Source organism: Streptomyces sp. NPDC050535, assembly GCF_044457665.1.
Taxonomy (GTDB): Bacteria; Actinomycetota; Actinomycetes; order Streptomycetales; family Streptomycetaceae; genus Streptomyces.
The window spans coordinates 40,059-64,012 of sequence record NZ_JBITHE010000006.1; the positions used below are offsets into that span (position 1 = coordinate 40,059).

Below are 23,954 nucleotides of genomic sequence, written 5' to 3' on the forward strand. Positions count from 1 at the left end.
CCGCTCCCCCCAGAGCCTTCGGAGCAGAGCTCTCGGAGCCCTCAGAGCCCTCTGCGCGGCGCGGGCGGCAGTGCGGCCGGGACGTGGTGCATTCCGGTGCCCTGCTGCTGTCGCCCATTCGTCTGCCGGCGCGCGGAGTAGGCACCCGCGCTGTACGAGCTGTAGGAGTTCTGGGGGCTGTACGAGCCGTAGGAACTGAACGAGTTCGTGCCCTGCGGGAGGTTTCCGAAGGCCTCGAAGTCCAGCTCCTCCTCGCCCTGGCGGTCGCCGGGCAGGGCCCTGTAGGACCTGACCCACTCGGCGTAGAGCGCGTCGTAGATCGGCGTGGTCGAGGGGCCGCCCGGGGGGTCCTGGGCCGGTCGGGTGACGGGGACCGGCTGGAAGGGCCGGCGGCGGGGGGAGTCGTAGGTGTGCACGTACGTGCCAACGAATCTGGCCCCGCCGCGGATGCGGCCAACGCGTCGCTTTCGCAGGTCACCGGGAGCGTGCGGCGCGTTTCGACGCGGGCGTGGGGAACCGCGCGACCCGCTGACGGTCCGCAGCGCGCCGCGGTTCCCCGGCCCGGCCGGCGGAGCGCTCAGATCCCGGCGAGCGGCAGTGCGCTGGCGACGAGCTTGCCGTTGGCGGCGGCCTTGTCCAGGGCGTCACGCAGCAGGTCCTCGCGGGGCTGGCGGCCGATGGAGCCGACGGGGGCCGCGAACAGGAGCACCTGCTGGTGCTTGTTGGCGGCCGCACGCCAGCTGTCGGCGACCTGGAGCGCCTGGTGCGCCTGCCACCAGGCGACCGGCGAGCCGCCGCCGGTGCCCGGCTGGAGCACGGCGTGCAGCTGGCCCGCGGCGAGCAGTACGGACCAGCCGTGCAGCACGGGGGGCACCGAGTTCAGCTCGGTCAACGGCATGAAGCCCTGCTCGATGAGGAGGGGCAGGAAGTCGTCGCCGATGTCGGTCGAGCCGGGGCGGACGATGGGCCCGGTCGGTTCGACGACGAGCGCGGGGTGCAACTCGCCTTTGATCAGGACGAGTCCGCTGGTGACTCCGAGAACGGCCTGCTCGGGACCGGCGCCCGCCGGGCCGCCCTCGGCGGTGATCGAGCGGACGGCGCCCTGGAGCTGCTCCTCGGTGACCTGCACGACCTGCGAGGGCAGGCAGGAGGCGTGGGCGAAGGCCAGGACGGCCGTCTCGTCACCGATGAACAGGACGGTGCTGGTGCGCTCCTGTTCCGAGTCGCCCTGGGTGCGGCAGGACGTGCAGTCGTAACTGCCCGGGGCGTTCTCTCCGGCCAGCAGCCGGTCGGCTTCTTCGTCGCCGATCTCGGCGCGTACGTCGTCGCCGACGTCGAGCATGCGCGGCACGGTGGCTCCTCGGGATGCGGTGCGTGGTGATGCCGGGTGGCCCCCGGCATCTGAATCCGGGGGTCCCCGGCTCATGAAGATGACAACGGGCGATCTGTGGCCGGAGTCACGCCCGGAAGCGAACGGAATCGAACCAACCGAAGCGGAGCGTGAGATCACCGACGGAATCCGTCACTCCGAGCCAACTTCAGGGCCTCACAAGGAAGTTGACTCGGTGAAGTGGGTCACAGGTCGGTGGAGCGGCAGGTCGACATATCAGGAAATCAGCCTATGAAGTGGGTGGCCGGATTTCGCCGATACCCTCGGTAACGGTGAACTGGCCTCGTATGACAAGGAGTTGGTTGATATCGGTCCGCACGCTCCATAGATTCCTGCGCCGTGTGCACAGAGCACCGCTCGGGTACGTCCGCCGGCCGATCGAACCGGTTCACAGCACAGCCTTCGGCGGACGGGGCGGAGCGCGATCACCGGCGTCATACACGCGGGGGGACGCGCCCTGCCTGGGGGAGCCCGGGTACGTGGAGAGGGAACTACATGTCCGCATGTGCCGAGAACAGCACTCCCAAGGGTCGTACGACGCGTACGACCGCGGTCCTCGCCGGGGCGGCTCTGCTCGCCCCGCTCGGACTGCTCGCCGCGAGCGGTGACGCCGCCGCGGCCGACAGTGGGGTGTGGGACCGCATCGCCCAGTGCGAGAGCGGCGGAAACTGGCACATCAACACCGGCAACGGCTACTACGGAGGACTCCAGTTCTCCGCCAGTACGTGGAGCGCCTACGGCGGTGGCGCGTACGCGTCGACCGCCGACAGGGCGTCCAGGGACGCCCAGATAGCCGTCGCCACCAAGGTCCAGCGTGCACAGGGGTGGGGCGCGTGGCCGACGTGTTCGGCGCGGGCCGGAGCGTACGGAGGCGCGCCGGCGTCCTCGGGCGCCGGGTCGGCCGGAGGATCGGGCACGACGAAGTCCGCACCCAAGGCGGCGCCCAAGTCCGCACCAAAGGCGGCGCCCGAGGCGGCCCCGTCGAAGGCGCCCGCGCGTCCGTCGGGCGACCGCACGAACCGGAGTTCGTCCCGCGGCGACTACACCGTCCGTGCCGGCGACACGCTGAGCGCCGTCGCGGCGTCGCACGGGACCACCTGGCGGGAGATCTACGCCGCCAACCAGGCCGTCATCGGCGGCGATCCCGACCTGATCGTGCCTGGACAGCGGCTCGACCTCTGAGTCCCTCCGAGCCCCACTCCCCGTCGTTCTCTCCTGAACGCGGGATGCCGGGACTCCGGGCGGGGCCCTGTCCGGTCGGTCCGCCGACCGGGTGGGGCCCCGGCCCGGTCGGGCGCGGCTGGGCGGGCGGGCGTCCCGGGCTGCTTAGCGTGGGCCGATGCATCTCATGTGGCTCCCGTCGACCATGTCGAGCAAGTGCGTCCGGTACGCGGCCGTGGCCGCCGCCGCGCTGGCCGTACTGGCCCCTTCCAGGGCGGACGCCGCGCCACCGCCTCCGCTGCCGGGCTCTCGTACGACACGGGTGCCGTACGACTGTGCCAAGGATCAGTGGCCCTGGGGCTGTCTCGCCGAGTGCGAGAGCAGCGGCCGCTGGGACGCGAACACCGGGAACGGCTTCTACGGCGGGCTGCAGTTCTGGCAGCCGACCTGGAAGGAGTTCGGCGGTCTGAAGTACGCCTCGCGCGCCGATCTGGCCACGCGCGCGGAGCAGATCAAGGTCGCCGAGGCGGTGTTGGCCACCCAGGGGTGGGAGGCCTGGCCCGTCTGCTCCAGGAAATACGGACTCCAGGGCCGTATGCATGTGGTGAAGCGCGGCGACACGCTGTCGTCGATCGCCCGCAGGTACCAGGTCAAGGGCGGCTGGCGGGCGCTCTACCAGGCCAACAAGCAGATGATCGGGGCGTCTCCGGACCGCTTGAACGTGGGCACGCTGCTGGTCATCCCGAAGGGCTCGGGGGGCGGTGCCCGGATCTCGGCCCGACCCCGTTTCGGCCGACCCCTGGGGACTCATTCCGCGTCGACCCCGCCGGTTCCTGTCCCCACTCGGCCGCCTCTCCGCTGAACACGAGCGCGCCGCGGCGCAGTTCATGGACGTACGTCGTCCGGCCCGGCCTCCCGCGCAGGCCGGGCGGCAGCCGCTGTTCCGCGACCACCACGCTCGCGTCGAGGCCGTCGAGGAGTTCGTACGTCCGGGCCGCGACCGTCGGTGACATGCCCTGCGCGGGCTCGTCGACGAGCACCACGCGCGCGCGGGTCAGCAGGGCTCGGGAGAGGGCGAGCATGCGCTGTTCGCCGCCGGAGAGGGTGCCGGCACGGCGGGAGAGGAGGGGGAGGAGCTGGGGGTAGGCGTCGAGGGCGGGGCCGAAGTCCTGCCTGGGGGCGGCCAGTTCGAGGTTCTCGCGGACGGTCAGTGAACCGAAGACGGCCCGGCGCTCGGGGACGAAGCACAGGCCGCGGCGGGCGCGTTCGTAGGCGTGCAGCCGGGTGACGTCCGCGCCGTCCCAGACGACGGCACCGCCGGACAGGGGGACGGCACCCGCGAGGGCGCGCAGCGCGGTCGTACGGCCGGAGCCGTTGCGGCCGAGCAGCACGGTGAGGCCGGGGCCGGGCGCTACGAGGGTCACGCCGTGCAGGGCCTCCAGGGGTCCGTAGCTCACGCGCGCGTGGCGCAGGGCGATGGTCATCCGGCGGTCCCCGTCTCCAGGACGTGGTCGGCGGGACCGGAGGCGACGATCCGCCCCGCCGCCATGACATGGACCGTGTGGGCCAGGTCGGCGACGAGGTCGAGGTCGTGCTCCACGACGAGCAGGGCCATGCCGTCGGCGGCGAGGGCCCGCAACACGCGGGCGAGGAAGGTCACTTCGCCGCTGTCGAGGCCCGCGGCGGGCTCATCGAGCAACAGCACCCGCGGACTCCCCGCGAGCGCCCGCGCCAGCTCGACCCGCCTCAGCGTCCCTGTCGGTAGCCCCGCCGCGGGCAGCGTCCGCACCGGCCCGTCGAGCCCGAACAGCCGCAACGCCCGCTCCACGGCCCGCGGATCGGGGATCCGTCCCTGCTCGGCGCCCACCCGAACATTTCCCGCCACCGTCAACGAGGGGAAAACCGCCAGCTGCTGAAAGGTCCGCGCTATCCCGAGCCGTGTACGGGCGTGTGCCGCCCGCCGGGTGATGTCACGCTCCCCGAGCAACACCCGCCCGCCCGTGGGCCGCAGAGTCCCGGCGAGACAGTGGAAGAGGGTGCTCTTCCCCGCCCCGTTGGGACCCACCACGGCGGTGACCCGGCCGGGCCGGACATCGAGGTCCACCCCGTCGAGAGCGGCGAAACCCCCGTAGGCGACGCGTAATTGACGGGCACGGAGGGTGGGGGGCTCCGCCGGGGGGCGTGGACGTCGGGGTGTGCCGGGTCCCACGGGACCGGTCGGGGGGTGGGTGGACGCGTCGCGACGGGGGGTGCCCGGGTCCCTGGTGGGAGGGTTCCCAGCAGGCTCGGCCGCGCTTCCCGGCGTTCGGTTGTCGGAGTCGGGCCAACTGGCGGGGGCGGAATTTCCGGGAGCCGTGTCGCCCCGCTGGGCGGGCGTGGCAGGGCGTCGGCGCCCGGTGTCTCCGCGGTCCGGGGGGAGGAGGGCGCCGGGGTCGGTCGGGCCGTGTCGGTGGTCGGGTGCTGCCGGGCGTTGTCGGCCCGGCCCGTCCGGTGCGAGCCGTCGCGTGGCTGTCAGGGCGGTGGCTCCGGCCGATGTCAGTCGGCCGGGTCCTCGCGGCGTCGCCGGCCGGAGTTGCCGGCGTACACGGGCTCCCCGGGGAGTGAGTGTCGCGCGGAGGTGCGGACGCAACCGGGAAGCGCCGGTGCGAAGGGCCTCGTACGGGCCGCCGGGGAAGCGGCCGACGAGGACGGCGAGTACGCCGATGAGGGCCGCCGCGACCCCGCCGCGCGCCCCGGCGTCGAGGCCCACGAGCAGGGCCGCGGCGGCGAGGGCGCCGAGCACGCTGTCGGCGCCGAGGACGACGACCGCCGCGAACCAGAGAAGGCCGCGGATGGGGTCGTACGCCGTCGCGTCGAAGGCGCGCAGGCCCATGCCGAGCATGCCGCCGCCCAGGGCGGCCAGCGCGGCGCCCGCCACGAAGGCGGTCAGTTTCAGCGCGGGGACGCGGACTCCCGCCGCCGACGCGCCCGGCTCGTGGTCGCGCATCGCCGCGAGGGCGCGGCCCGTGCGACCGCGGCGCAGCGCGCCGGCCGCCAGCAACGCGCAGGCCAGCAGAGCCAGTTCGAGCAGGTAGTACGCACGGTCGCCGTCAAATCCCGCCGGGCGGTCGAGGGACAGGCCGGAGACGGCGTACGGCTGGGCGAAGACGAAGCGGCTGACGCCGACGCCCACCGCGAAGGTCGCCAGGGCGAGAGCCAGCCCGTGCCGGCTGATGGCGGGCCAGCCGGTCAGCAGACCGAGGGGGGCGACGAGGAGTACCGCCACCGCCAGCGCGGCCAGTTCGGGCAGTCGGGGCAGGCCGGGGAAGCGGCCCGCCGCGAGCAGGGCGGTGAAGAGGGCGCCCAGACCGGCGTACGCCGCCTGACCGAGCGAGATCTGGCCGCCCCGGCCCGTCACCACGACCAGGGAGAGCAGCACCACGCCCAGCGCGGGGACCTGCACCGACGTGTGGAGGTCCGAACCCGCGAAGCCCAGGGGCAGGAGGAAGAGGACGACCGCCACGATCCACGCGCCCGGCGGCGTCGCCACTCGGGCCGTCGCCGTGCGCGGGAGCGCGTCGCGGGCGCCGATGCCGGGGAGGACGAGAGCCGCGACCAGGAGCGCGACCACGAACAGGTTCGCGCCGACGGCCTGGAGCAGCGGTTCCCCCCGGCCGGACGGGTGCAGGCGGGTCAACTGGCTCTGGGCGACGCCGATACCCAGCGCCACCACGACCGCCACCGGCAGGCTCCGCATCCGGGCGACCACGGCGACCGCGAGCACCTCCATGACGAGCAGGGGCATGCCGTACGGATCGAGGCGCACGTTAGGGGCGAGGAGTACGCCGGTCAGGCCGGACGTGAAGGAGCCGAACGCCCAGCCCGCCGCGGCCACCCGGTCCGCGTCGATGCCGCCGAGCACGGCCAGCGGACGGTCGTCGACGACGGCACGCGACTCCTTGCCGACACGCGTCCACCGTGTCACGGCTCCGACGCCCACGGCCAGCGCGACGGCCGCCGCCAACTGCCCCCACGGATCCGCCGACACCAGCGTCGGCGCGTCCGCGCGCGCACCCGTGCCCCACACCAGGGTGGCCCCGCCGACGAGCAGCACGAAGACGCCGATGGACGCGACCAGCGTCTGTGCCGGGTCGCCGCCGAGGACGGAAAGCGGGCGGAAGACGAAGCGCTCCAGGGTCACGCCGATCGCCGGGGCCACCAGCAGCAGCGTCACCGCGGCGCCGAGCCAGAGCGGCAGGCCCCACTCGACCGTCAACTGGCGCAGCAGATACGCGCACACCATCGCGATCGCCCCGTGTGCGAAGTTGAGGACACCGGTCGCCCGGTGGGTGACGATCAGCCCGATGCCCGTCAGGGCGGCGGCACCGCCGACCGAGAGACCGGCGAGGGTGAGGTCGTACGTCAGTGACGCCATCAGTCGTCCGGGTCGGCGGCGGACGGTTCGCAGATCGGGCACGGCCCCAGTTCCCCGCTCGCCAGCAGCAGCGCGTCCACCGGGACGGCCTCCGCCTTCCCGGCGACCAGCGGGCAGTCGGCGCGGTGCCACAGCGTGCCGCCCGGCACCGTCAGCAGCTCGCCGCTGATGGCGACCGGCGCGTCGGCCGCCTGCCCGGACCCGTCCAGGTCGGCGGGCTCGGCGGCGACCAGCAGCCGGTACAGCTCCTCGACACGGGCCGCCGCCAGCGCGTTCCCGCCGTGGGTGAGCAGCACCGCGGCCGCGATGATCAGCGCGGCGCCCGGCACCGTGCACGACGCCAGAAACGGCAGCTGCCGCTCCGCGTACCGCTCACCCGAGATGCCGTACCAGCCGATCACGCACAACACCGCTCCGGCGGCGAGCGCGGCCCACCCGGCCCACAGGACGGGGTGCGCGGTCCGCAGTCGAGCTGTCCGCATCCGGGGCTCCAACACGTCGTGTGTTTTGGTCCGTTGACTGTCCATGTCAGCCGATGGCTTGCACTATGCCTTCTGCAAGCTGACCCTGAAAGCACCGGGCGCACCTGGTCCGGTCCGACACCCGGTGGTGAGCCAGATGGTTCTCGGGAGCGACCTCAGGCGGGGGAACGGCCGGGGGGTGGCGGCAGCGGCGGTCCTGTTCCTGGCCGCGGCCCTCACGGCGTGCAGCGACGAGAGGGGGGGCGGTGACACGGACCCGCCCACCCCCTCCGTGGAACAGTCCGTACAACCCACGAGCGCGGAGCCCAGCCCCACGGGCCCCTCCGAAGCCGCGGCGGCCGAGGCGGAGGTCAAGGAGAACTGGGAGAAGTTCTTCGACCCGGCCGTCGCCCAGAAGGACAAGACAGCCGTGCTGGAGAACGGCGACGAGATGACGCCGGTGCTGGAGGGCTTCAGTGGTGACCAGCGCGGGCAGCAGGTGCGGGCCGAGGTCCAGAAGGTCGAGTTCACCTCGCCGACCGACGCGAACGTGACGTACTCGCTGATCCTCGAGGGCGCGACCGCGCTGCCGGGCGCCTCCGGAACGGCGGTCGAGCAGGACGGCACCTGGAAGGTGTCCGTGAAGACGCTCTGCGCGCTGGTGCAACTGAGCGGCAATGCCTCGCCGGGCCCGGGCTGTTGAGGCACTCGCCGCGGGTCTGCTGCTCCTGCTGAGCGCGGCCTGCGGCAGCCGCCTTCCCGAGAGCGACTTCGGGAACCGGTCCACCCCCTCCCCGCGGGGAGGCACCGCCCCGATCCGCGTCGGGATCATCACCAGTGTCACCAGCCCCGTCGGCGGCGCCGCCTTCACCGGTCCGCGCGACGGGGCGAAGGCCTACTTCGAGCGTCTCAACGCGCGCGGGGGCATCGACGGGCGGCCGGTCGAGGTGCGGCTGTGCGACGACGGCGGCAGCGGGGTCGGCAACAACGAGTGCGTGCACCGACTCGTCGACGAGGACGAGGTCGTCGCCCTCGTCGCCACCACAGCCCTCGACTACGCGGGAGCCCCACGCGTGTCCCACGCGCGCGTGCCCGACATCGGCGGGCAGCCCATCGGGCCGGCCTACGACACGTATCGGTACCTCTACGGGATCTACGGGAGCCTCGCGCCCCGTGACGGCTCGCCCGGATGGGACGGTCAGTTGTACGGCGGTACCGAGGTCTACCGCTACTTCAAGCGTGAACAGGGTGCCCGTACGGCCGCGGTGGTCTCCTACAACCAGTCCGCGTCGGCCGCCTACGCCCGGCTCGTCGCCCAGGGGCTGAAGGCCGAGGGCTACCGGGTCGTCACCGAGCAGGTCGACTTCGCGCTCCCCAACTTCCGTGCCGTCGCGGCCGATCTGAAGGAGCGGGGCGCCGATCTCGTCTTCGACGCTCTCGACACGCACGGCAACGCGCGGCTCTGCGAGGCGATGGACGACGTCGGGGCCGAGGTCATCGCCAAGGTGACCAACGTGCAGAACTGGACGTCCGCCGTCGCGTCCGACTACAAGGATTCCCCGCGTTGCCGCAACGCCCTGTGGGCCACGGGGGCCAGCCGGAGCTACGAGGACACCGGGGATGCGGCCGTACGGGAGTTCCGGGATGCCACGGAGGGGCTGGAGACCCACTCGCAGTGGCAGTTGGAGGGATGGGCCGCCGCGATGTGGTTCTCGGACGCGGCGGAGTCCTGTGGGTCCGCGGGAGTCACGCGTACGTGTGTCGACCGGTTCATGAACCGGGGGGAGCCGTACAGCGCCGACGGGTTGCTGGTTCCGGTCGTCCACCAGCGGCTGGCCGAGCCGCCTCGGACGCGCAGGACGTGTGTGTCGGTGGCGCGTTGGGAGGACGACCGGGGGTGGGTCTCCCAGGGGGACATGGACAGCAACTGCTTCGAGGTGCCGCAGCTGGGCTATCGGCCTTGACGGTGGCGGGCCGTGGGTTCTCGCCCCCTCCGCCCCTACCCGTCCCTTGTTCCTGGGGCTCCGCCCCAGACCCCGCTCCTCAAACGCCGGAGGGGCTGATTTCCAGCCCGTCCGGCGTTTGAGGACGAGGCCGTTCAGGCCGAAGGCGGGGGTCTGGGGGCGGCAGCCCCCAGGAACGGGACGGGCAGGGGCGGAGGGGGCGAGTAACCCTTGAGGACAGCTACTGTCCGCAAGGGGTGCCAGACTCGTGCTCATGTTGGAGACCTCGGCACGGCTGCTGCGTCTGCTCTCGCTGCTTCAGGCCCACCGCGAGTGGTCGGGGGCGGATCTGGCGGGCCGGCTCGGTGTCACGCCCCGTACGGTGCGCCGTGATGTGGACCGGCTGCGGGAGCTGGGCTATCCCGTCAACGCCAGCCCCGGCACGGGCGGCGGATACCAGCTCGGCGCGGGGGCCGAGCTGCCGCCGCTGCTGCTGGACGACGACGAGGCGGTGGCCGTGGCGGTGGGGCTGCGGACGGCCGCGGGGCAGGGTATCGAGGGCATCGGCGAGACCTCCGTACGCGCGCTCGCCAAGCTCGAACAGGTACTACCGCACCGGCTGCGCCGCCGGGTGAGCGCCCTGAACGCGTTCACCGTGCCGATGCTGCGCGGCCCGCAGCCGTCCGCCGTCGACCCGGCGGTGCTCACCGAACTGGCCAACCTCTGCCGGGACGCCGAGCGGCTCCGCTTCGAGTACCGCGACCACGGAGGCGCGGTCACCCGCCGTACCGTCGAACCGCACCGCCTGGTGTGCACGGAGCGCCGCTGGTACCTGGTTGCCTGGGACGTCGACCGTGACGACTGGCGTACGTTCCGGGTGGACCGCGTCGCCCCCACACCGCCGCACGGACCACGCTTCACCCCTCGTACGCCACCGGCCGAGGATCTGGCGGCGTACGTCTCCCAAGGCGTCTCCACGCGCGTGTACGCCTCGCACGCCGTCGTCAGGCTGCTGGTGCCCATGGAGGAGGCCGCCGAGCGGATCTCTCCCTCCGCCGGGACGCTGGAGGCGGAAGGGCCGGACAGCTGCGTTCTGCGTACCGGGGCCGCGAACCTCGATGTGATGGTGATCCACGTGATGATGACGGGCCTGGAGTTCGAGGTGCTCGAACCCGCGGAGCTCACCGAGGCGATCAGGACGGCGCGGGGCCGGCTGTCCCGGGCTCTGGAGCGGGCCGAGGTGCTGGGGAGACCGCCGCGTGCTCAGGATGGTGCGGGTGATCGGACCGCCGGAGAGGAACAGCCGGTACGGCCGACCAGGAAGGACGCGAACGACGTGATCAGGTAGAGGTACTCGATCTTCTTGTGACCGGTGGTGGCCGGCCATCGATCACCTTCCGGGCCTGCTGAAGCTCACGTCATGATGCTCGCGGCACCCCCCCGGATCCGACAGAGGTCATGCGGGGGTTGTGTGCCGGAACCGTGTATTTCCCATGCGGTGTCAGCTCTTGGGCGCCCACCGGAATCGGAATGAAAAGGTGCCGGCACACCGGCGCTGCCGCGCATTCCATTGGGCTATCCAGGACGGCGTCACCCCGGTCCCGAATTGCGTTCGAAGGTGTGCGAAACGCGGACCCAACCCCTCCTGGGTGTGACGGAGTTCGACCGAAACGCTTATCGCGATTCTGTGACAGAAGTGTGACCGGGGAGGGATAAGCGGTACATGGTGAGGGGTCGGGCTTCCCCGGTGGCGAGGGGCCGCCTAACGTGGCGTCCATGGCACCCATTCCCACTCCTCCCGCGGAGCCGCAGGACAGCACGGAACCCTATGTCGGGCTGGAGGCGAGCAGCGCGGAGCGCCGGGCCCGGGAGCACGGCTGGTCCACGGTGCGCTCGCTGCCGCCCGGCACGATCATCACCATGGAGTACCGCGCGGGGCGGCTGAATTTCGAGGTCAGCGACGGCAGGGTGACCCGCTGCTGGAAGGGCTGACGGCACCGCCGACGGTATGTGCGAAGGCCCCCGGCTCGTCAGGAGCCGGGGGCCTTCGCGGTGCGGGGAGAGGCTGTGCGTACCGATCCCGCGGATTCCGTGCGCTTCCTCAGGGCCCCGTCACGGGGCGGGCCGGGGTGTTCGTGGTCGTGCGCGGCGCCCGGTCCGGCTGCGGCGGTCGACGGCTGCCGACCGGGGTGACCGGGGTGCGCTCGGAGCGTGCCGTGTGCGGGCCGGGAGCCAGCGTGCCCGGCGCCCGTTGCGCGCGGGGGGCGGCCGTCTCGCGGGCGGACGTGTCCCCTTCCGCGCCGGTGGGCTGCGTGACCATGACGGGTGCGCCCACCGGGGCGGGGGCGGGAGAGCCCGCCGGCACCGGCGTGGTACGGGCGCGACGGGCACGCCAGTTGTCGCGCAGGGCGAAGATCCAGACCTCCGCGCGGGCGATCAGCGGCTCGAACCAGGGCAGCGCCAGCAGGATCAGGAGACCCGCCGCCCAGCCCAGGACCACGTCGCTCAGCCAGTGCGTGCCCAGGTAGACGGTGGTCAGACCGACGCCCAGGGAGACCACGGCGGAGACCGCGGACAGCCACCGTCTCGCCTGCGGGGTCGAGGCCAGATAGGCGAGGATTCCCCAGGTCACAACGGCGTTCGCGGTGTGACCCGACGGGAATATATCGCCGCCGAGACCCATCTCGTTCGAGCCGATGGTCGTCGCGTAGTGCGGACCGAGGCGGCCCATGCCGATCTTGGCGGCGCCGACCGTGATGTTCAGCAGGAGCAGGGAGGCAGCCAGCGTGAGCAGAGGGCGCAGGGTGTGCTGCCGCCAGGAACGCCAGCCCAGCCAGGCGGTGACCATCACGGCGGTGGGGCCGCGCTGGCCGAGCACCACGTAGTAGTCGAGGAACGCGTGGATCTGCTGCCATTGCTGATAGGGGCGGAAGAACATGACCTGCCAGTCGAGCCGGACCAGCCATGAGGTGATCAGTACGGCCCACACGATGGCCACGTAGAAGGCCAGGGTCGCGGTGAAGAGCACGACCCTGTGCCGGTTCATGACCGGCACATCGATGTGGGCCGGTCGTTCCGGCTCACGATCCAGCCGGGCGAAGACCCGGTCAAGACGAGTCAGCAATCGTTTGGTACGCACTCAATCGACGTTACAGCGAGTGAGCTGTGTTCCAGGTCGAATCACTCGATTTGTGATGACGATGTGATGTGGGATTCCTCTCAGGATGATGTCAATTTCCAATGAATCGCTAATCAGCCATGGCCGGACCCTTCAATTCCATTGATCAGGTGTGAGTTCGATTTGTAGCTCTTATATTTCCGTTCACCTGAAGATTGGGTGAAATTATCCATCCGCTCACCCGGCGTCACGGAGTTGATCATGGGGGGGCGGGGCGTTCGGTCGCCCGGAGGGGCGCTTTGCAACGGAATGTCGCAAGCGTGGCGGCGGGCTCGAGCGGCGGCTCGCCGAGGGTTCTATTGGGTGGACATGTCATATATGGGCCGGGAAGTATGGATGTCGGCCAGGCTTCGGATGGGAAACGTACGGGGGCAAGATGATCAAGACGGTGTTAGGTGGCGACCTGCCGTTATCGGCGCTGGACCTGGGGTCGATGGACGTCACGGAGCTGACCTGCTCGCCGTCCGAGGTGCGGCGCACTCCGAAGCCGATCCGGCACGGGCACCCGAAGCTGTGCTCGGTGGTGTTCGCTCAGTGCGGGGGACTGAGGGTGACCCAGGTCGGCCGTGAGGCGGTGCTGGGCGCACGGGACTTCGTGCTGTGCGACAGCTCGCGGCCGTTCGGCGTGCGGACCGCCGGCCACGGGAGAGCCACCGTGGTGCGGGCCCACGTGCCGCGGGCGATGCTCCCGCTCTCGGCCCGGCAGATCGACCGGCTGCTGGTGACGCGCTTGTCGGGGCAGGAAGGGACGGGGGCGCTGTTCACCCGGTTCCTCAGCGCCGTGACCGCCGACTGTGATTCCTACCGGCCCGCCGATGTCGCCCGGCTGAGTGCGGTGGGCCTGGACCTGCTGGCCGCGGCGCTCGCCCATCACGTCGACGCCCAGGCCCGGGTACCGGACGAGTCGCGTCAGCACGCCCTGCTTCTGAGCGTCGAGGCCTACGTGTGCGAGCGCCTGCACGACCAGAACCTCTCCGCGCGGGCCGTCGCCGCCGCCCACCACATCTCCGTGAGCTATCTGCACCGCCTCTTCCGGGCCCGCGGCATCACGGTCGCGGCGCTGATCAGGCGGCAGCGCCTGGAGGGTGCCCGCCGTGACCTGAGCGATCCAGGGCTGCGGGACGTGCCGGTCCACCAGATCGCCGTCCGCTGGGGCTTCAAGGGGCACGCCGCTTTCACGCGCACCTTCCGCACCGCCTACGAGATCGTGCCCAGCGACTACCGCCGCCGTGTCCTCGGCCTGCCCCTGTAGCGGAGTGCCGGAGTGCCGGAGTGCCGGAGTGCCGGGCTGTCCGTGGGCGGACGCGCGGAAGTACCGGCGGCGCTCGCGCGTCCGCCGGTACCGCGTCAGGTCAGACGCTCAGGGCCGCTGTCAGCCGGCCCACACCGCGCTGTCGCAGTAGGAGTCGCCGCTGGTCTTGTGCAGACAGATCTTGAACGTGTACGCGGTGCCCTCGGCGAGGTTGTAGACACCGCCGTTGCCGGCGCTCACGGTCTTGCTGGTGCCCGCGGTGCCGGCCTGGACCGTGTACCGCGTCGTCCCGTTGGGGTTGTAGACGAAGAGCTTGGCGGCATACCCGTCCGCCTCCAGGTCGTCGACCCTGACGATGTCGCCGCCCGCGGTGAACTGGACCCGGCCGCCGGGATCGCCGTCGTCGGTGTGCATCTCGTGGTCCACGGCGAGTGCCGGGCTTCCCGCGGTGAGCAGCAGGCCCACGGCCGCGACCGGTGTTCCGACCAGGGTAAGGATTCGCTTTGCTCGCATGCGTACTCCTCTTGAGGACGATTCCAAGGTCATGACGCCAGAACCACCTGGCGTCCGTTGCTTCGCCAGCCTTTCGTGATCGCCCCGGATGAGTCGTTAGCGGCAAGTCGACGGTCCTGTGCACGGAGTCGACAGTGGTGACGGGTGCGCCGCCAGGTGCGTGTGCTCACGGACTGTCACCAGGAACCGGGCGGCTCGGCGGGGCGTACCTGGATGCGAGGGTGTGTGGCGTACGCCACACCCCGGTGGAAGCAACGTGAGAGGTCCGCCACGCGCCAACGGCTGGAACTCGCGTACGCTGACGGCTCACTCGCCTTTGTTGCGTGGGCCGGGACTCCGCTCTCCCAGGCCGCAACCGCAGGGAGTCCCCACCCCGCGGTCCCGCCGAACGCGAGGGAACATCTGGGAGGTAGTGCATGTCCGGGACGACTACGGCCGCTGCGCGATGCCGTCGGGAGACCGGGGCCGGTGCCAACCGCTGGGTCGTCCTTGTCGTCCTCTGCGTCAGCCTGCTCCTGGTCGCCCTCGACGCCACCGTGCTGCATGTCGCGGTGCCCGCCGTCACCGAGGACCTCAAGCCCGGCGGGATAGAGCTCCTCTGGATCGTCGACGTCTACCCGCTCGTCTGCGCCTCGCTCCTCATCCTCTTCGGCACGCTGGGTGACCGTGTCGGACGCCGCCGGATCCTCCTCCTCGGGTACACGCTCTTCGGCGTCGCCTCCGGACTCGCGGCCTTCGCCGACAGCGCGCAGACGCTCATCGCCGCGCGCGCCCTGCTCGGCGTCGGCGGCGCGATGATCATGCCCGCGACGCTCTCCATCCTGCGGCAGGTCTTCCCCGACCGGCGGGAGCGGGCGCTCGCGATCGGTATCTGGAGTGCCGTCGCCGCCGTGGGCGCCGCGATCGGGCCACTGCTCGGCGGATTTCTGCTGGAGCACTTCTGGTGGGGTTCCGTCTTCCTCGTCAACATCCCGCTGATGCTGGTCAGCCTGCCCATCGGGCGACTGTTGCTGCCCGAGTCGAAGGGCGACGGCAAGGGACCCTGGGACGTCGTCGGCGCGCTGATGGGCGCCGCCGCGCTTTTCGGGCTCGTCCTCGGCGTGAAGCGGCTCGGCGGTGGCGAGGCGCCCTTCAGCCCGTTCACCCTGGTGCCGCTGCTGGCCGGCGCGGCACTGATGGTCGCCTTCGTGCGACGACAGCGGCGGCGCGAGCATCCGCTGGTCGATCTGCGGATGTTCTCCCGGCCCGCGTTCAGCACGTCCGTCTGCTGCATCGTGCTCGCCATGCTCGCCCTGGTCGGACTGGAGCTGATCGCCGCCCAGTACCTCCAGCTCGTGCTCGGACTCTCGCCGCTGGAGACCGGGCTGCGGCTGCTGCCGCTCACCGTCGCCGCGATGGCGGCGGGGCTGGCGGGCGCGAAGATGCTGCGGCGGTTCGGACCGCGCACGATGGTCTGCTCCGGGTTCTGCGTCACCGCCGCCGCGGTGGTGACGCTCTTGCCGATGGGCGGACGCGACAACACGGGACTGCTGCTCATCGGGTTCGTGCTTCTCGGCTTCGGGCTGGAGATGACGCTCTTCGGCGCGTACGAGTCGATGCTGAGCGAGGCGCCTCCGGCCCAGGCGGGAGGGGCCGCCGCGATCGGGGAGACCTCGTACCAACTCGGTGCCGGCATCGGCATCGCGCTCCTGGGGAGTGTGATGAACGCGGCGTACACACCCCGGCTGTCGTCGGTTCCGGGGGTTCCGGCCTCCGATTCCAAGGCGGCGGGGCACTCCCTGGGAGAGGCTTACGAGGTCGCCGCGCGGCTCGGCGGGCATCCCGGTGCTGTCCTGCGGCAGGCGGCCCGGGACTCCTTTGTGCATGGGCTGCATGTGACGCTGCTGGTCAGCGCGGGGTTGCTGCTCCTCGGGGCCGTCATGGCGCTGCGGCTGCCGCGGGTCATGGAGTGCGAGGCGCCTGCGGCAGGCCAGGCGGGGATTCCCTCACCCCGGGAAGTCGAGTCGTCCCGCGTGTCCGTGTAGTTCTCCCGCCCGCGCACCGCTTGTGCGGCCTCGACAAGGAGTGAGGGTCTCCCGTGAGAGTCGCCCGCCGTCGGCGGCTGCCCGTTCGCGAGCCCCTGGACGTGCGGGACACTGCGTCGTAACGTCGGCGTCGTATCCGTAACTAGCGCTGCTAGTTTTAGAGTTCCGGAGGCTGTGCCATGTCCGCGTCCTCGAAGCTGCCCCCCTTCGACCCCGCCGACCCGCTGGGTGTCGACGACCTCCTGGACGCCGAGGACCTGGCGGTCCGCGACACCGTGCGGGCATGGGCCGCGGACCGGGTGCTGCCGTATGTAGCCGAGTGGTACGAGAAGGGGGAGCTGCCCGGCATCCGGGAGCTGGCACGGGAGTTGGGCGGGCTCGGGGCGCTCGGAATGTCGCTCCGGGGGTACGGGTGCGCGGGGGCGTCCGCCGTGCAGTACGGGCTCGCCTGTCTGGAACTCGAGGCGGCCGACTCCGGGATCCGGTCGCTCGTGTCCGTGCAGGGGTCGCTGGCGATGTACGCGATCCACCGGTTCGGATCCGAGGAGCAGAAGCAGCGGTGGCTGCCCGGGATGGCCGCAGGTGAGGTGATCGGATGCTTCGGGCTCACCGAACCCGACCACGGTTCCGACCCCGGCTCCATGCGGACGTACGCCAAGCGCGACGGCGGGGACTGGGTCCTCAACGGGCGGAAGATGTGGATCACCAACGGGTCCGTCGCCGGGGTCGCCGTGGTGTGGGCGCAGACCGACGAGGGGATCCGGGGATTCGTCGTGCCCACCGACGCGGCCGGGTTCTCCGCTCCCGAGATCAAGCACAAGTGGTCGTTGCGCGCCTCCGTCACCAGCGAACTGATCCTTGACGACGTGAGGCTGCCCGCCGACGCCGTACTGCCGGAGGTCACCGGGCTGAAGGGGCCGCTGGCGTGTCTGTCACACGCGCGGTACGGGATCGTGTGGGGCGCGATGGGCGCCGCGCGGGCCAGTTTCGAGGCCGCCCTCGAATACGCCAAGACGCGCGAGCAGTTCGGGCGGCCCATCGGCGGCTTCCAGCTCACCCAGGCCAAACTCGCCGACATGGCGGTCGAACTGCACAAGGGGATTCTGCTCGCCCATCACCTGGGGCGGCGCATGGACGCGGGGCGGCTGCGCCCGGAGCAGGTCAGCTTCGGCAAGCTCAACAACGTGCGGGAGGCGATCGAGATCTGCCGGACCGCCCGCACCATTCTCGGCGCCAACGGCATCTCGCTGGAATACCCGGTGATGCGGCACGCCACGAACCTGGAGTCGGTGCTCACCTACGAGGGCACCGTCGAAATGCATCAACTCGTGCTGGGCAAGGCGCTCACCGGACTCGATGCCTTCCGGTAGGAATCTCGCGACTCCGGAGGAACCCGCAAGGACCCCGGCAAGGCAGGGCCGGTGAGCGGCCCTGCCTCAGCTCTGGTTGAAGAAACCGTCCGTGGGACGGCTCGCGGCCTCGCCGCTGACGATCTCCGTGTTGGCAGGGGTCAGCAGGAAGACGCGGGTGGCGACCCGCTCGATGGTGCCGCGCAGGCCGAAGGTCAGGCCGGCCGCGAAGTCCACCACGCGCTTGGCGTCGGCGGGCTCCATGGACGTGAGGTTGATGATGACCGGGACGCCGTCCCGGAAGAGTTCGCCGATTCCACGTGCGTCCCGGAAGCTGTCCGGGGTGACCGTGCCGATCCGGCGGCCCTTCACCTCAGCCGTCTCGGACGCGACCTTCACACGAGGGTCGGTCACCCAGGCATCGCCGGTCTCCGGGCTTTCGGCGTAGTTGTCGTCGTCGTAGTAACGCTCGTCATCGTTGTCGTCGACGAGGCCAAGCCAGGCACTCGCCTTGCGCACCGATCCCATGGACGCCTCCTCTCACAGCGGTCTTTCTTGCTTTCCGCATCCCCATGGTCGTCCATGATGCGGATGTAGCGCCAAGGGGATAGACGCCGCGCGGGGGTTTCGTGACGGTACTGGTGCACAGCGAATTCGTCGAGAGCCCGCGTTTCCCAAGGGTCCTGCTGTGTACGGCTGCTGACTGAGAGTGAAATATGATTCTCGACGGCGTTCGGGTGACGGATGGTGCGTACGGGTGAACGAGGTGGTGGATACGATGCCGCAGCTCAACTTCGTACGCATCACGGGGGAGTGTCGTGTTCGGGATTGTGAGGCCTTGCAGTCATCGCCTCGGTGAAGGACTCAAGACGCAGTGGATGGCGCATTTGTGCGGGCTGTGCCTCGCGCTGCGCGGGGACCACGGTCAGTTCGCCAGGGTCGTCACCAACTATGACGGGCTGCTGGTATCGGTTCTGACGGAAGCTCAGGCCGGACCCGATGGAGGGTTGCGGCGTACGGCGGGGCCCTGTCCGTTGCGCGGCATGCGCACGGCGTCCGTCGCGCAGGGCGAGGGCGCTCGCCTCGCCGCCGCCGTGTCACTGGTGCTCGCGTCAGCCAAGGTGCGCGACCACGTGGCGGACGGGGACGGGCTGTTGGCGCGCGGGCCGGTGGCGCTCGCCGCGCGCCGGGTCGCCAGGAACTGGGGGCGCGCGGGTGCGCGTACCGGCGCGGACGTCGGATTCGACACGGCGGTGCTGGTCGACGCCGTGGACCGCCAGATCGGTGTCGAGGCGCTCGCCGGGCTCGGGACGCCGCTGCTGACCGTCACCGAGCCGACCGAGACCGCGACCGCGGCGGCCTTCGCGCACACCGCCGTCCTCGCCGGACGCCCGGGCAACGCGGTGCCGCTCGCCGAGGCCGGACGGCTCTTCGGGCGGCTCGCACATCTCCTGGATGCCGTGGAGGACCGGGAAACTGACGCCGCGTCGGGCGCGTGGAACCCGCTCACGGGGACCGGGACGTCTCTCGCGGAGGCGCGGCGGCTCGCCGATGACGCGCTGCACGGTATACGGCTGGCGCTGCGCGAGGTCGAGTTCACCGATGCGCGGCTGGCGCACATCCTGCTCGCGCACGAACTGCGGAACTCCGTGGACCGCGCCTTCGGTACGAGCTCGTGCGGGCACCGGGTAGATGTATACGGTCCGCCGACCGGACCGTACGCGCCGCCCGGCGGACCGGGCGGACCACCGTTTCCGCCGGAGCCGCCGCGCCGTGACCGGCGCGGGCTCATCGCGGGCTGTCTGGTGTGGGCGGGGCTGGCCTGTACGTGTCAGATGTGCTGCGGTGAGTTCGAGGACCCGTGGAGCCGGCAGCGCAGGGAAGGACTCTGCAACCAGGGCGACTGCGACTGCAGTGGGTGCGGCGACTGCTGCCAGTGCGGTGACTGCTGCGGCAACTGCTGTGACGGTTGCGACTGCGGGTGCGACTGCTGACGGACGCGCCGGGCTCCCGCGATGCTTGGGGGTTCCGTCCCGCCGCCTGCGCGGGACGGAACCCGGGCTTCGCGGTGGGTGGTCTGTACGGGACGGACCCCGGCCGCGGCGGGCGACCGCCTCAGTCCTTGATCTCCGGCGGCGAGATCTCCGACTTCTCGATCTCCGAGCCGGTCGTGCCCCACTTCTTGAGGATCTTGCCGTACGTCCCGTCGGCGATGAGCTGGTTCACCGCGGCCCGGAAGGCGGGTGCCAGCTCCGTGCCCTTCTTGAAGGCGAAGCCGACGTCGAGGCGGTGGTACTCGCTGAGGAACTTCACGCCCTGCTGGTGAGCGACCGCGTAACGCAGACCGTTGATCGTGCTCATCACGATGTCGCTGCGGCCCTGTTGCAGCGAGGACCAGATCGCGCCCTGCTCGCTGTACGTCTGCACCTTGTACGCGTCCTCGCCCGCGTCCGTGCAGACCTTCTTGTTGTCCTCCAGCGTCGCCTCGAAGGTCGTGCCCGCCGCGGTCGCCACGTTCAGACCGCACAGCTGCTTCAGATCGGTGATCTTCGTCAGTTTGCTGTCGTCGCGGGTGGCGAAGCCCTGGCCGTCGTTGATGTACGTGACGAAGTCGATGGTCGCGCGACGCTCGTCGGTCACACCGAAGTTGCCGATCCCGAGGTCGTACTTGCCGCTGTCGAGGGCCGGCAGGATCGCCTCGAAGCTCGCGGCCTGGTAGTCGAGGTCGATGCCGAGGGCCTTCGCGACCGCGTTCGCGAAGTCGACGTCCTGACCTGCGAGCGTCTTGCCGTCCTCCAGGTAGGCGGTGCCGGGCGGCTGACCGGAGACGCTGACCGCGATGTCGAGGCCGCTGACCCCGGAGGGCAGCAACCTCGCCGCCGCCGCGTCCTTCTTGACGGCCGAGACCACGTCGGTCGTCGGGATTCCGTCGCTGTTGACCGCGGCCTGGGCGTCGGTGCCGCCGGAGCCCGTGCTTTCCGGGTCTCCGGAACCGCATGCCGTGAGCAGCAGCGCCGCGGAGGTCATCAGGGCGAAAGGTATGAGACGGCGACTTCGGGGTCGCGAAAGCGTACTCATGGCGTACGGATCTCCTGAGCAGGCGGAAGGCGGAAGGCGGAAGGCGGAAGGCGGAAGGCAGGCGGAAGCCGGGCAGGGGCAGAGAGCAGGCCGGCGGAAGGCAGCGGGAAAGTGAGATCAGTGCGCGAGGGGGGCGCGGAGAACGCGTGTGAAGGCGTGGGCGACGGTGCTCAGGAGGCACCGGGAAAAAGCAGAAAGCACCCGTCGGACAGGGTGCCGGAGGTCAGCTCAACAGGAAGAGGACCACACTCGACCGAAGTCGATGTGGGAGCGCGTGACCAGCCACTGCTGCGAGTGCATGGGCCAAGTGGAACAGGCATCCGTATTCGCGTCAACTGGCCTGAGACGTACGGCTCACAGTGTGGACACCCTTGACAGTGAGGGGAAACGCCCCCGTACTCTCGACCGACGGCCATGCTGAGGGGCTCGGCCGTCGGGGCGTCCTCGTGACGCCCTGTGTGGTCCGCCCGGTCCCGGTGACCGTGCGGCCCCGTGTGAAGGCACCACCGTGTTCGACTCGACGCATCACGGAGCCTTCGCATGTCGTCCGACACCCTCACCAAGGTGGCCGCGCCGGAAGACGCGGCACCCCCGCGCATCGTCCCGCGGCGCCGTCTCGGCCAGTGGACCGCCGCCGCTGTGGTCCTGGTCCTGCTCGGGCTCGCTCTCAACTCCGTAGTGCGCAACGACGCCTTCCAGTGGGATGTCGTGGGCGACTACTTCACGACCGCCGCGGTGCTGCGCGGACTCTGGCTCACCCTCTGGCTGACCGTGCTCGTCATGGCGCTCGGCTTCGCCCTCGGCACCCTGCTCGCCGCGTTCCGGCTGTCCGCCAACCCCGTGCTGAGGGCGGTGAGTTGGGGATACGTCTGGCTGTTCCGGTCGATGCCGATCCTGGTGCAGCTGCTGTTCTGGTTCAACATCGGGGTGCTGTACCCGGAGATCCTCGGGATCAAGACGGTGAACCTGTTCGGCCCGGTCACCGTCGCCATCATCGGCCTCACCCTGCACGAGGCCGCGTACGCCGCCGAGGTGGTGCGCGGCGGCATCCTCTCCGTCGACCGCGGCCAGATCGAGGCCGCGCAGGCGCTCGGTCTGAGCCGGTGGCGCCGCTGGTGGAAGATCGTGCTGCCGCAGGCGATGCGCTCCATCGTGCCGCCGGCCGGGAACATGCTGATCGGCACCCTCAAGGGCACCTCCATCGTCAGCGTCATCGCCGTGCAGGACCTGCTCTACTCCGTCCAGCTCGTCTACCACCGCACCTACCAGGTCATGCCGCTGCTGATGGTGGCCACGCTCTGGTACGTCGTCGTCACCTCGGTGCTCAGCGTCGGCCAGTACTACGTGGAGCGGCACTACGCGCGCGGTTCGGAGCGCACCCGATGAGCACCGGACGCCCCGCGCTCGTGATCGTCGGCGCCGGGCCGCGCGGGACCGGCCTCCTGGAGCGGATCGCCGCCAACCTGCCCGACCTGTACGGGGATCCGGGCGCGCAGGGCGCCGAGGGCGCCGAGGGCGCCGAGGGTTTCGACATCCACCTCGTCGATCCCTGTCCGCCGGGCGGCGGACGCATCTGGCGCGAGGAGCAGTCACCGCTGCTGTGGATGAACTCGCAGGCCCAGGACGTCACCATGTTCACCGACGAGACGGTGGCCATGGACGGGCCGGTGCTCGAAGGCCCCACGCTGCACGAGTGGGCGGGCCTCGACGGACGCGTCTTCGCGGACCGGCAGCGTCAGGGCACCTACCTGCGCTGGGTGTACGAACGGACCGTGGACGCCCTCCCGTCGGGCATCCGGGTCCAGCACCACCAGCGGCGCGCCCTGCGCGTCGACGGGCCTCGCGGAGGCCGCCAGCGGGTGTGGCTGGAGGGCGTGCCGCACCCGCTCCTCGCCGACCTCGTGGTCCTGGCACTCGGTCACCTCGACGCCGAACTCGACGACGAGCAGCGGGACTTGGCCGCGTACGCGGAGCGGCACGGGCTGGTGCACCTGCCGCCCGACTTCACCGCCGACAGTGACCTGTCCGCGCTGGAGGCGGGTGAACCGGTGCTGGTGCGCGGCTTCGGGCTCGCCTTCGTCGACCTGATGGTGCTGCTGACGGAGGGGCGCGGCGGCCGCCACGAGGGGGAGACGTACATTCCGTCCGGGCGCGAGCCGATCCTGTACGTCGGCTCACGGCGCGGGGTTCCCTATCACTCCAAGATCGGTTACGACTGGGAGGGCGAACGGCCGCCGCTGCCGCGGTTCCTGGGGCCCGCCGAGATCGACGGACTGCTCGCGCGGCCGGACGGGTTCGACTTCCGGCGGGACGTCCAGCCTTTGGTCGAGAAGGAGCTGGGGTTCGCGCATTACCACCGGCTGTTCGCGGCCCACTCCGAGCGGACGCGGATGGCCTGGACGGACTTCGAGGAGAAGTACGCGGGCGCCGACTCCGCCGAGATCCAGGCACTGGTGGCGTCCGCCGTGCCCGACCCGGCCGACCGGCTCGACCTCGCCGCCCTCGACCATCCGCTGGACGGGGTGCGGTTCACGTCGTACGAGGAACTGCAGGCGGGCCTGCGCGCGTACATCGAAGGGGATCTGACACGGCGTCATGATCCGTCCAGCAGCCCGGATCTGGCCGTCTTCCTCGGGCTGCTCTCCGTATACGGTCAACTGGTCCGGCTCGGCGACATCGGCCCGTGGTGGCACGCGTTCTTCAGCTATCTGGCGTCGGGGCCGCCCGGGCCCCGGCTGCGGCAGATGCTGGCCCTGTCGCGGGCCGGGATCCTGAGGTTCGTGGGCGCCGACATGACCGTCACCGCGGAGGACGGCGTCTTCCGGGCGGCCGGCGCCACCCTGCCCGGCGCGAGTGTCGAGGCCCGCGCGCTCGTCGAGGCACGGCTGCCGCACCCCACGGTCGAGCGCACCAGCGATCCGCTGCTGCGCGGGCTGTACGCGGAGGGGGCCGCCGCCACTCCCGAGGGACTGCTCGCCGTGGACCCCGTCGACAGCCGGGTCCTGGACCGCTCCGGCACTCCGCACCCCCGGCGTTTCGCGCTCGGTCCGCACACCGACGCGCGCGGCTCCGGAGCGTTCACCCGGCCGCGCACCGGCGGTCCGGCCTTCCGGCAGAACGACGCTGCCGCCCGTGCGGCGCTGGCGTTCCTGCGCGCGCTCTCCTGTCGGGCCGCGGCCTGAAGTTCCGAG

20 protein-coding genes and 1 pseudogene are annotated in these 23,954 nt (G+C 71.1%); 12 read left to right on the forward strand and 9 right to left on the reverse strand.

Annotated features, from left to right (window positions below):
* Positions 1–41: 41 nt before the first annotated feature.
* The gene (locus tag ACIBLC_RS15650; RefSeq protein ID WP_399211471.1) at positions 42–416 is read right to left on the reverse strand and encodes a hypothetical protein; all 375 of its coding nucleotides are present in this window, start codon (positions 414–416) and stop codon (positions 42–44) included.
* Positions 417–577: 161 nt separating this feature from the next.
* The gene (locus tag ACIBLC_RS15655; protein ID WP_399211473.1) at positions 578–1,351 is read right to left on the reverse strand and encodes a hypothetical protein; all 774 of its coding nucleotides are present in this window, start codon (positions 1,349–1,351) and stop codon (positions 578–580) included.
* 534 nt (positions 1,352–1,885) lie between these two features.
* Here ACIBLC_RS15655 and ACIBLC_RS15660 point away from each other — a divergent pair.
* Both ACIBLC_RS15660 and ACIBLC_RS15665 read left to right on the forward strand, forming a co-directional pair.
* Positions 1,886–2,572 carry a transglycosylase family protein gene (locus ACIBLC_RS15660; protein WP_399211474.1) on the forward strand — a complete coding sequence of 229 codons (687 nt, stop codon included), beginning with the start codon at positions 1,886–1,888 and terminating at the stop codon, positions 2,570–2,572.
* A gap of 184 nt (positions 2,573–2,756) precedes the next feature.
* A pseudogene (locus tag ACIBLC_RS15665) lies at positions 2,757–3,236 on the forward strand (transglycosylase family protein); the annotation flags it as partial.
* 52 nt (positions 3,237–3,288) lie between these two features.
* Here ACIBLC_RS15665 and ACIBLC_RS15670 read toward each other — a convergent pair.
* The 3 genes from ACIBLC_RS15670 to ACIBLC_RS15680 are packed head-to-tail and all read right to left on the reverse strand — an operon-like array spanning position 3,289 to position 7,447.
* The gene (locus ACIBLC_RS15670) at positions 3,289–4,035 is read right to left on the reverse strand and encodes an ABC transporter ATP-binding protein (RefSeq protein ID WP_399211475.1); all 747 of its coding nucleotides are present in this window, start codon (positions 4,033–4,035) and stop codon (positions 3,289–3,291) included.
* Positions 4,032–6,965 (reverse strand): ATP-binding cassette domain-containing protein, encoded by a 2,934-nt coding sequence (locus tag ACIBLC_RS15675; protein ID WP_399211476.1) that lies wholly within the window; start codon positions 6,963–6,965, stop codon positions 4,032–4,034. The genes ACIBLC_RS15670 and ACIBLC_RS15675 overlap by 4 nt, the downstream gene beginning before the upstream one ends.
* Entirely contained in the window at positions 6,965–7,447 is a 483-nt protein-coding gene (locus tag ACIBLC_RS15680; RefSeq protein WP_399211477.1) for a hypothetical protein, read from the reverse strand. The genes ACIBLC_RS15675 and ACIBLC_RS15680 overlap by 1 nt, the downstream gene beginning before the upstream one ends.
* Positions 7,448–7,583: 136 nt before the next feature.
* Between ACIBLC_RS15680 and ACIBLC_RS15685 the strand changes: the two genes are divergently transcribed.
* The 4 genes from ACIBLC_RS15685 to ACIBLC_RS15700 all read left to right on the forward strand — a co-directional run bounded on the left by ACIBLC_RS15685 (position 7,584) and on the right by ACIBLC_RS15700 (position 11,361).
* Positions 7,584–8,129: a hypothetical protein gene (locus ACIBLC_RS15685; protein WP_399211479.1), complete on the forward strand. Its 546-nt coding sequence runs from the start codon at positions 7,584–7,586 to the stop codon at positions 8,127–8,129.
* A complete protein-coding gene (locus tag ACIBLC_RS15690) occupies positions 8,104–9,390 on the forward strand; it encodes an ABC transporter substrate-binding protein (RefSeq protein ID WP_399211480.1) in 1,287 nt (428 codons plus the stop codon). Before ACIBLC_RS15685 ends, ACIBLC_RS15690 begins: the two co-directional genes overlap by 26 nt.
* Positions 9,391–9,643: 253 nt before the next feature.
* Positions 9,644–10,717, forward strand: coding sequence for a helix-turn-helix transcriptional regulator (locus tag ACIBLC_RS15695; RefSeq protein ID WP_399211482.1), 1,074 nt, complete (start codon positions 9,644–9,646; stop codon positions 10,715–10,717).
* Positions 10,718–11,145: 428 nt separating this feature from the next.
* The gene (locus tag ACIBLC_RS15700) at positions 11,146–11,361 is read left to right on the forward strand and encodes an I78 family peptidase inhibitor (protein ID WP_399211484.1); all 216 of its coding nucleotides are present in this window, start codon (positions 11,146–11,148) and stop codon (positions 11,359–11,361) included.
* 109 nt (positions 11,362–11,470) lie between these two features.
* On the opposite strand, the gene ACIBLC_RS15705 is transcribed toward ACIBLC_RS15700, so the two are convergent.
* Complete coding sequence (locus ACIBLC_RS15705; RefSeq protein WP_399211485.1) at positions 11,471–12,508, reverse strand: phosphatase PAP2 family protein; 1,038 nt, start codon at positions 12,506–12,508, stop codon at positions 11,471–11,473.
* Between the two features lie 415 nt (positions 12,509–12,923).
* On the opposite strand from ACIBLC_RS15705, the gene ACIBLC_RS15710 reads away from it, so the two are divergent.
* On the forward strand, positions 12,924–13,799 hold the full coding sequence (locus tag ACIBLC_RS15710; protein ID WP_399211487.1) for a helix-turn-helix domain-containing protein: 876 nt from the start codon (positions 12,924–12,926) through the stop codon (positions 13,797–13,799).
* Between the two features lie 120 nt (positions 13,800–13,919).
* Here the strand turns inward: ACIBLC_RS15710 and ACIBLC_RS15715 are convergent, their stop codons facing one another.
* Positions 13,920–14,312 (reverse strand): hypothetical protein, encoded by a 393-nt coding sequence (locus tag ACIBLC_RS15715; RefSeq protein ID WP_399211488.1) that lies wholly within the window; start codon positions 14,310–14,312, stop codon positions 13,920–13,922.
* A 416-nt stretch (positions 14,313–14,728) separates the two neighbouring features.
* Between ACIBLC_RS15715 and ACIBLC_RS15720 the strand changes: the two genes are divergently transcribed.
* Positions 14,729–16,336: an MFS transporter gene (locus ACIBLC_RS15720; protein WP_399211489.1), complete on the forward strand. Its 1,608-nt coding sequence runs from the start codon at positions 14,729–14,731 to the stop codon at positions 16,334–16,336.
* Between the two features lie 179 nt (positions 16,337–16,515).
* Positions 16,516–17,706, forward strand: a complete 1,191-nt coding sequence (locus ACIBLC_RS15725; protein WP_399211491.1) for an acyl-CoA dehydrogenase family protein — start codon at positions 16,516–16,518, stop codon at positions 17,704–17,706.
* A gap of 66 nt (positions 17,707–17,772) precedes the next feature.
* On the opposite strand, the gene ACIBLC_RS15730 is transcribed toward ACIBLC_RS15725, so the two are convergent.
* Positions 17,773–18,213 (reverse strand): cell division protein SepF, encoded by a 441-nt coding sequence (locus ACIBLC_RS15730; RefSeq protein WP_399211493.1) that lies wholly within the window; start codon positions 18,211–18,213, stop codon positions 17,773–17,775.
* 290 nt (positions 18,214–18,503) lie between these two features.
* Here ACIBLC_RS15730 and ACIBLC_RS15735 point away from each other — a divergent pair, with 290 nt between their 5' ends.
* A complete protein-coding gene (locus ACIBLC_RS15735) occupies positions 18,504–19,679 on the forward strand; it encodes a DUF5685 family protein (protein ID WP_399211495.1) in 1,176 nt (391 codons plus the stop codon).
* A gap of 121 nt (positions 19,680–19,800) precedes the next feature.
* Here ACIBLC_RS15735 and ACIBLC_RS15740 read toward each other — a convergent pair whose 3' ends face one another.
* Positions 19,801–20,763, reverse strand: a complete 963-nt coding sequence (locus ACIBLC_RS15740; protein WP_399211496.1) for an ABC transporter substrate-binding protein — start codon at positions 20,761–20,763, stop codon at positions 19,801–19,803.
* A gap of 540 nt (positions 20,764–21,303) precedes the next feature.
* On the opposite strand from ACIBLC_RS15740, the gene ACIBLC_RS15745 reads away from it, so the two are divergent.
* Both ACIBLC_RS15745 and ACIBLC_RS15750 read left to right on the forward strand, forming a co-directional pair.
* A complete protein-coding gene (locus tag ACIBLC_RS15745; RefSeq protein ID WP_399211497.1) occupies positions 21,304–22,149 on the forward strand; it encodes an amino acid ABC transporter permease in 846 nt (281 codons plus the stop codon).
* Entirely contained in the window at positions 22,146–23,945 is a 1,800-nt protein-coding gene (locus ACIBLC_RS15750; protein ID WP_399211498.1) for an FAD/NAD(P)-binding protein, read from the forward strand. Before ACIBLC_RS15745 ends, ACIBLC_RS15750 begins: the two co-directional genes overlap by 4 nt.
* Positions 23,946–23,954: the final 9 nt, after the last annotated feature.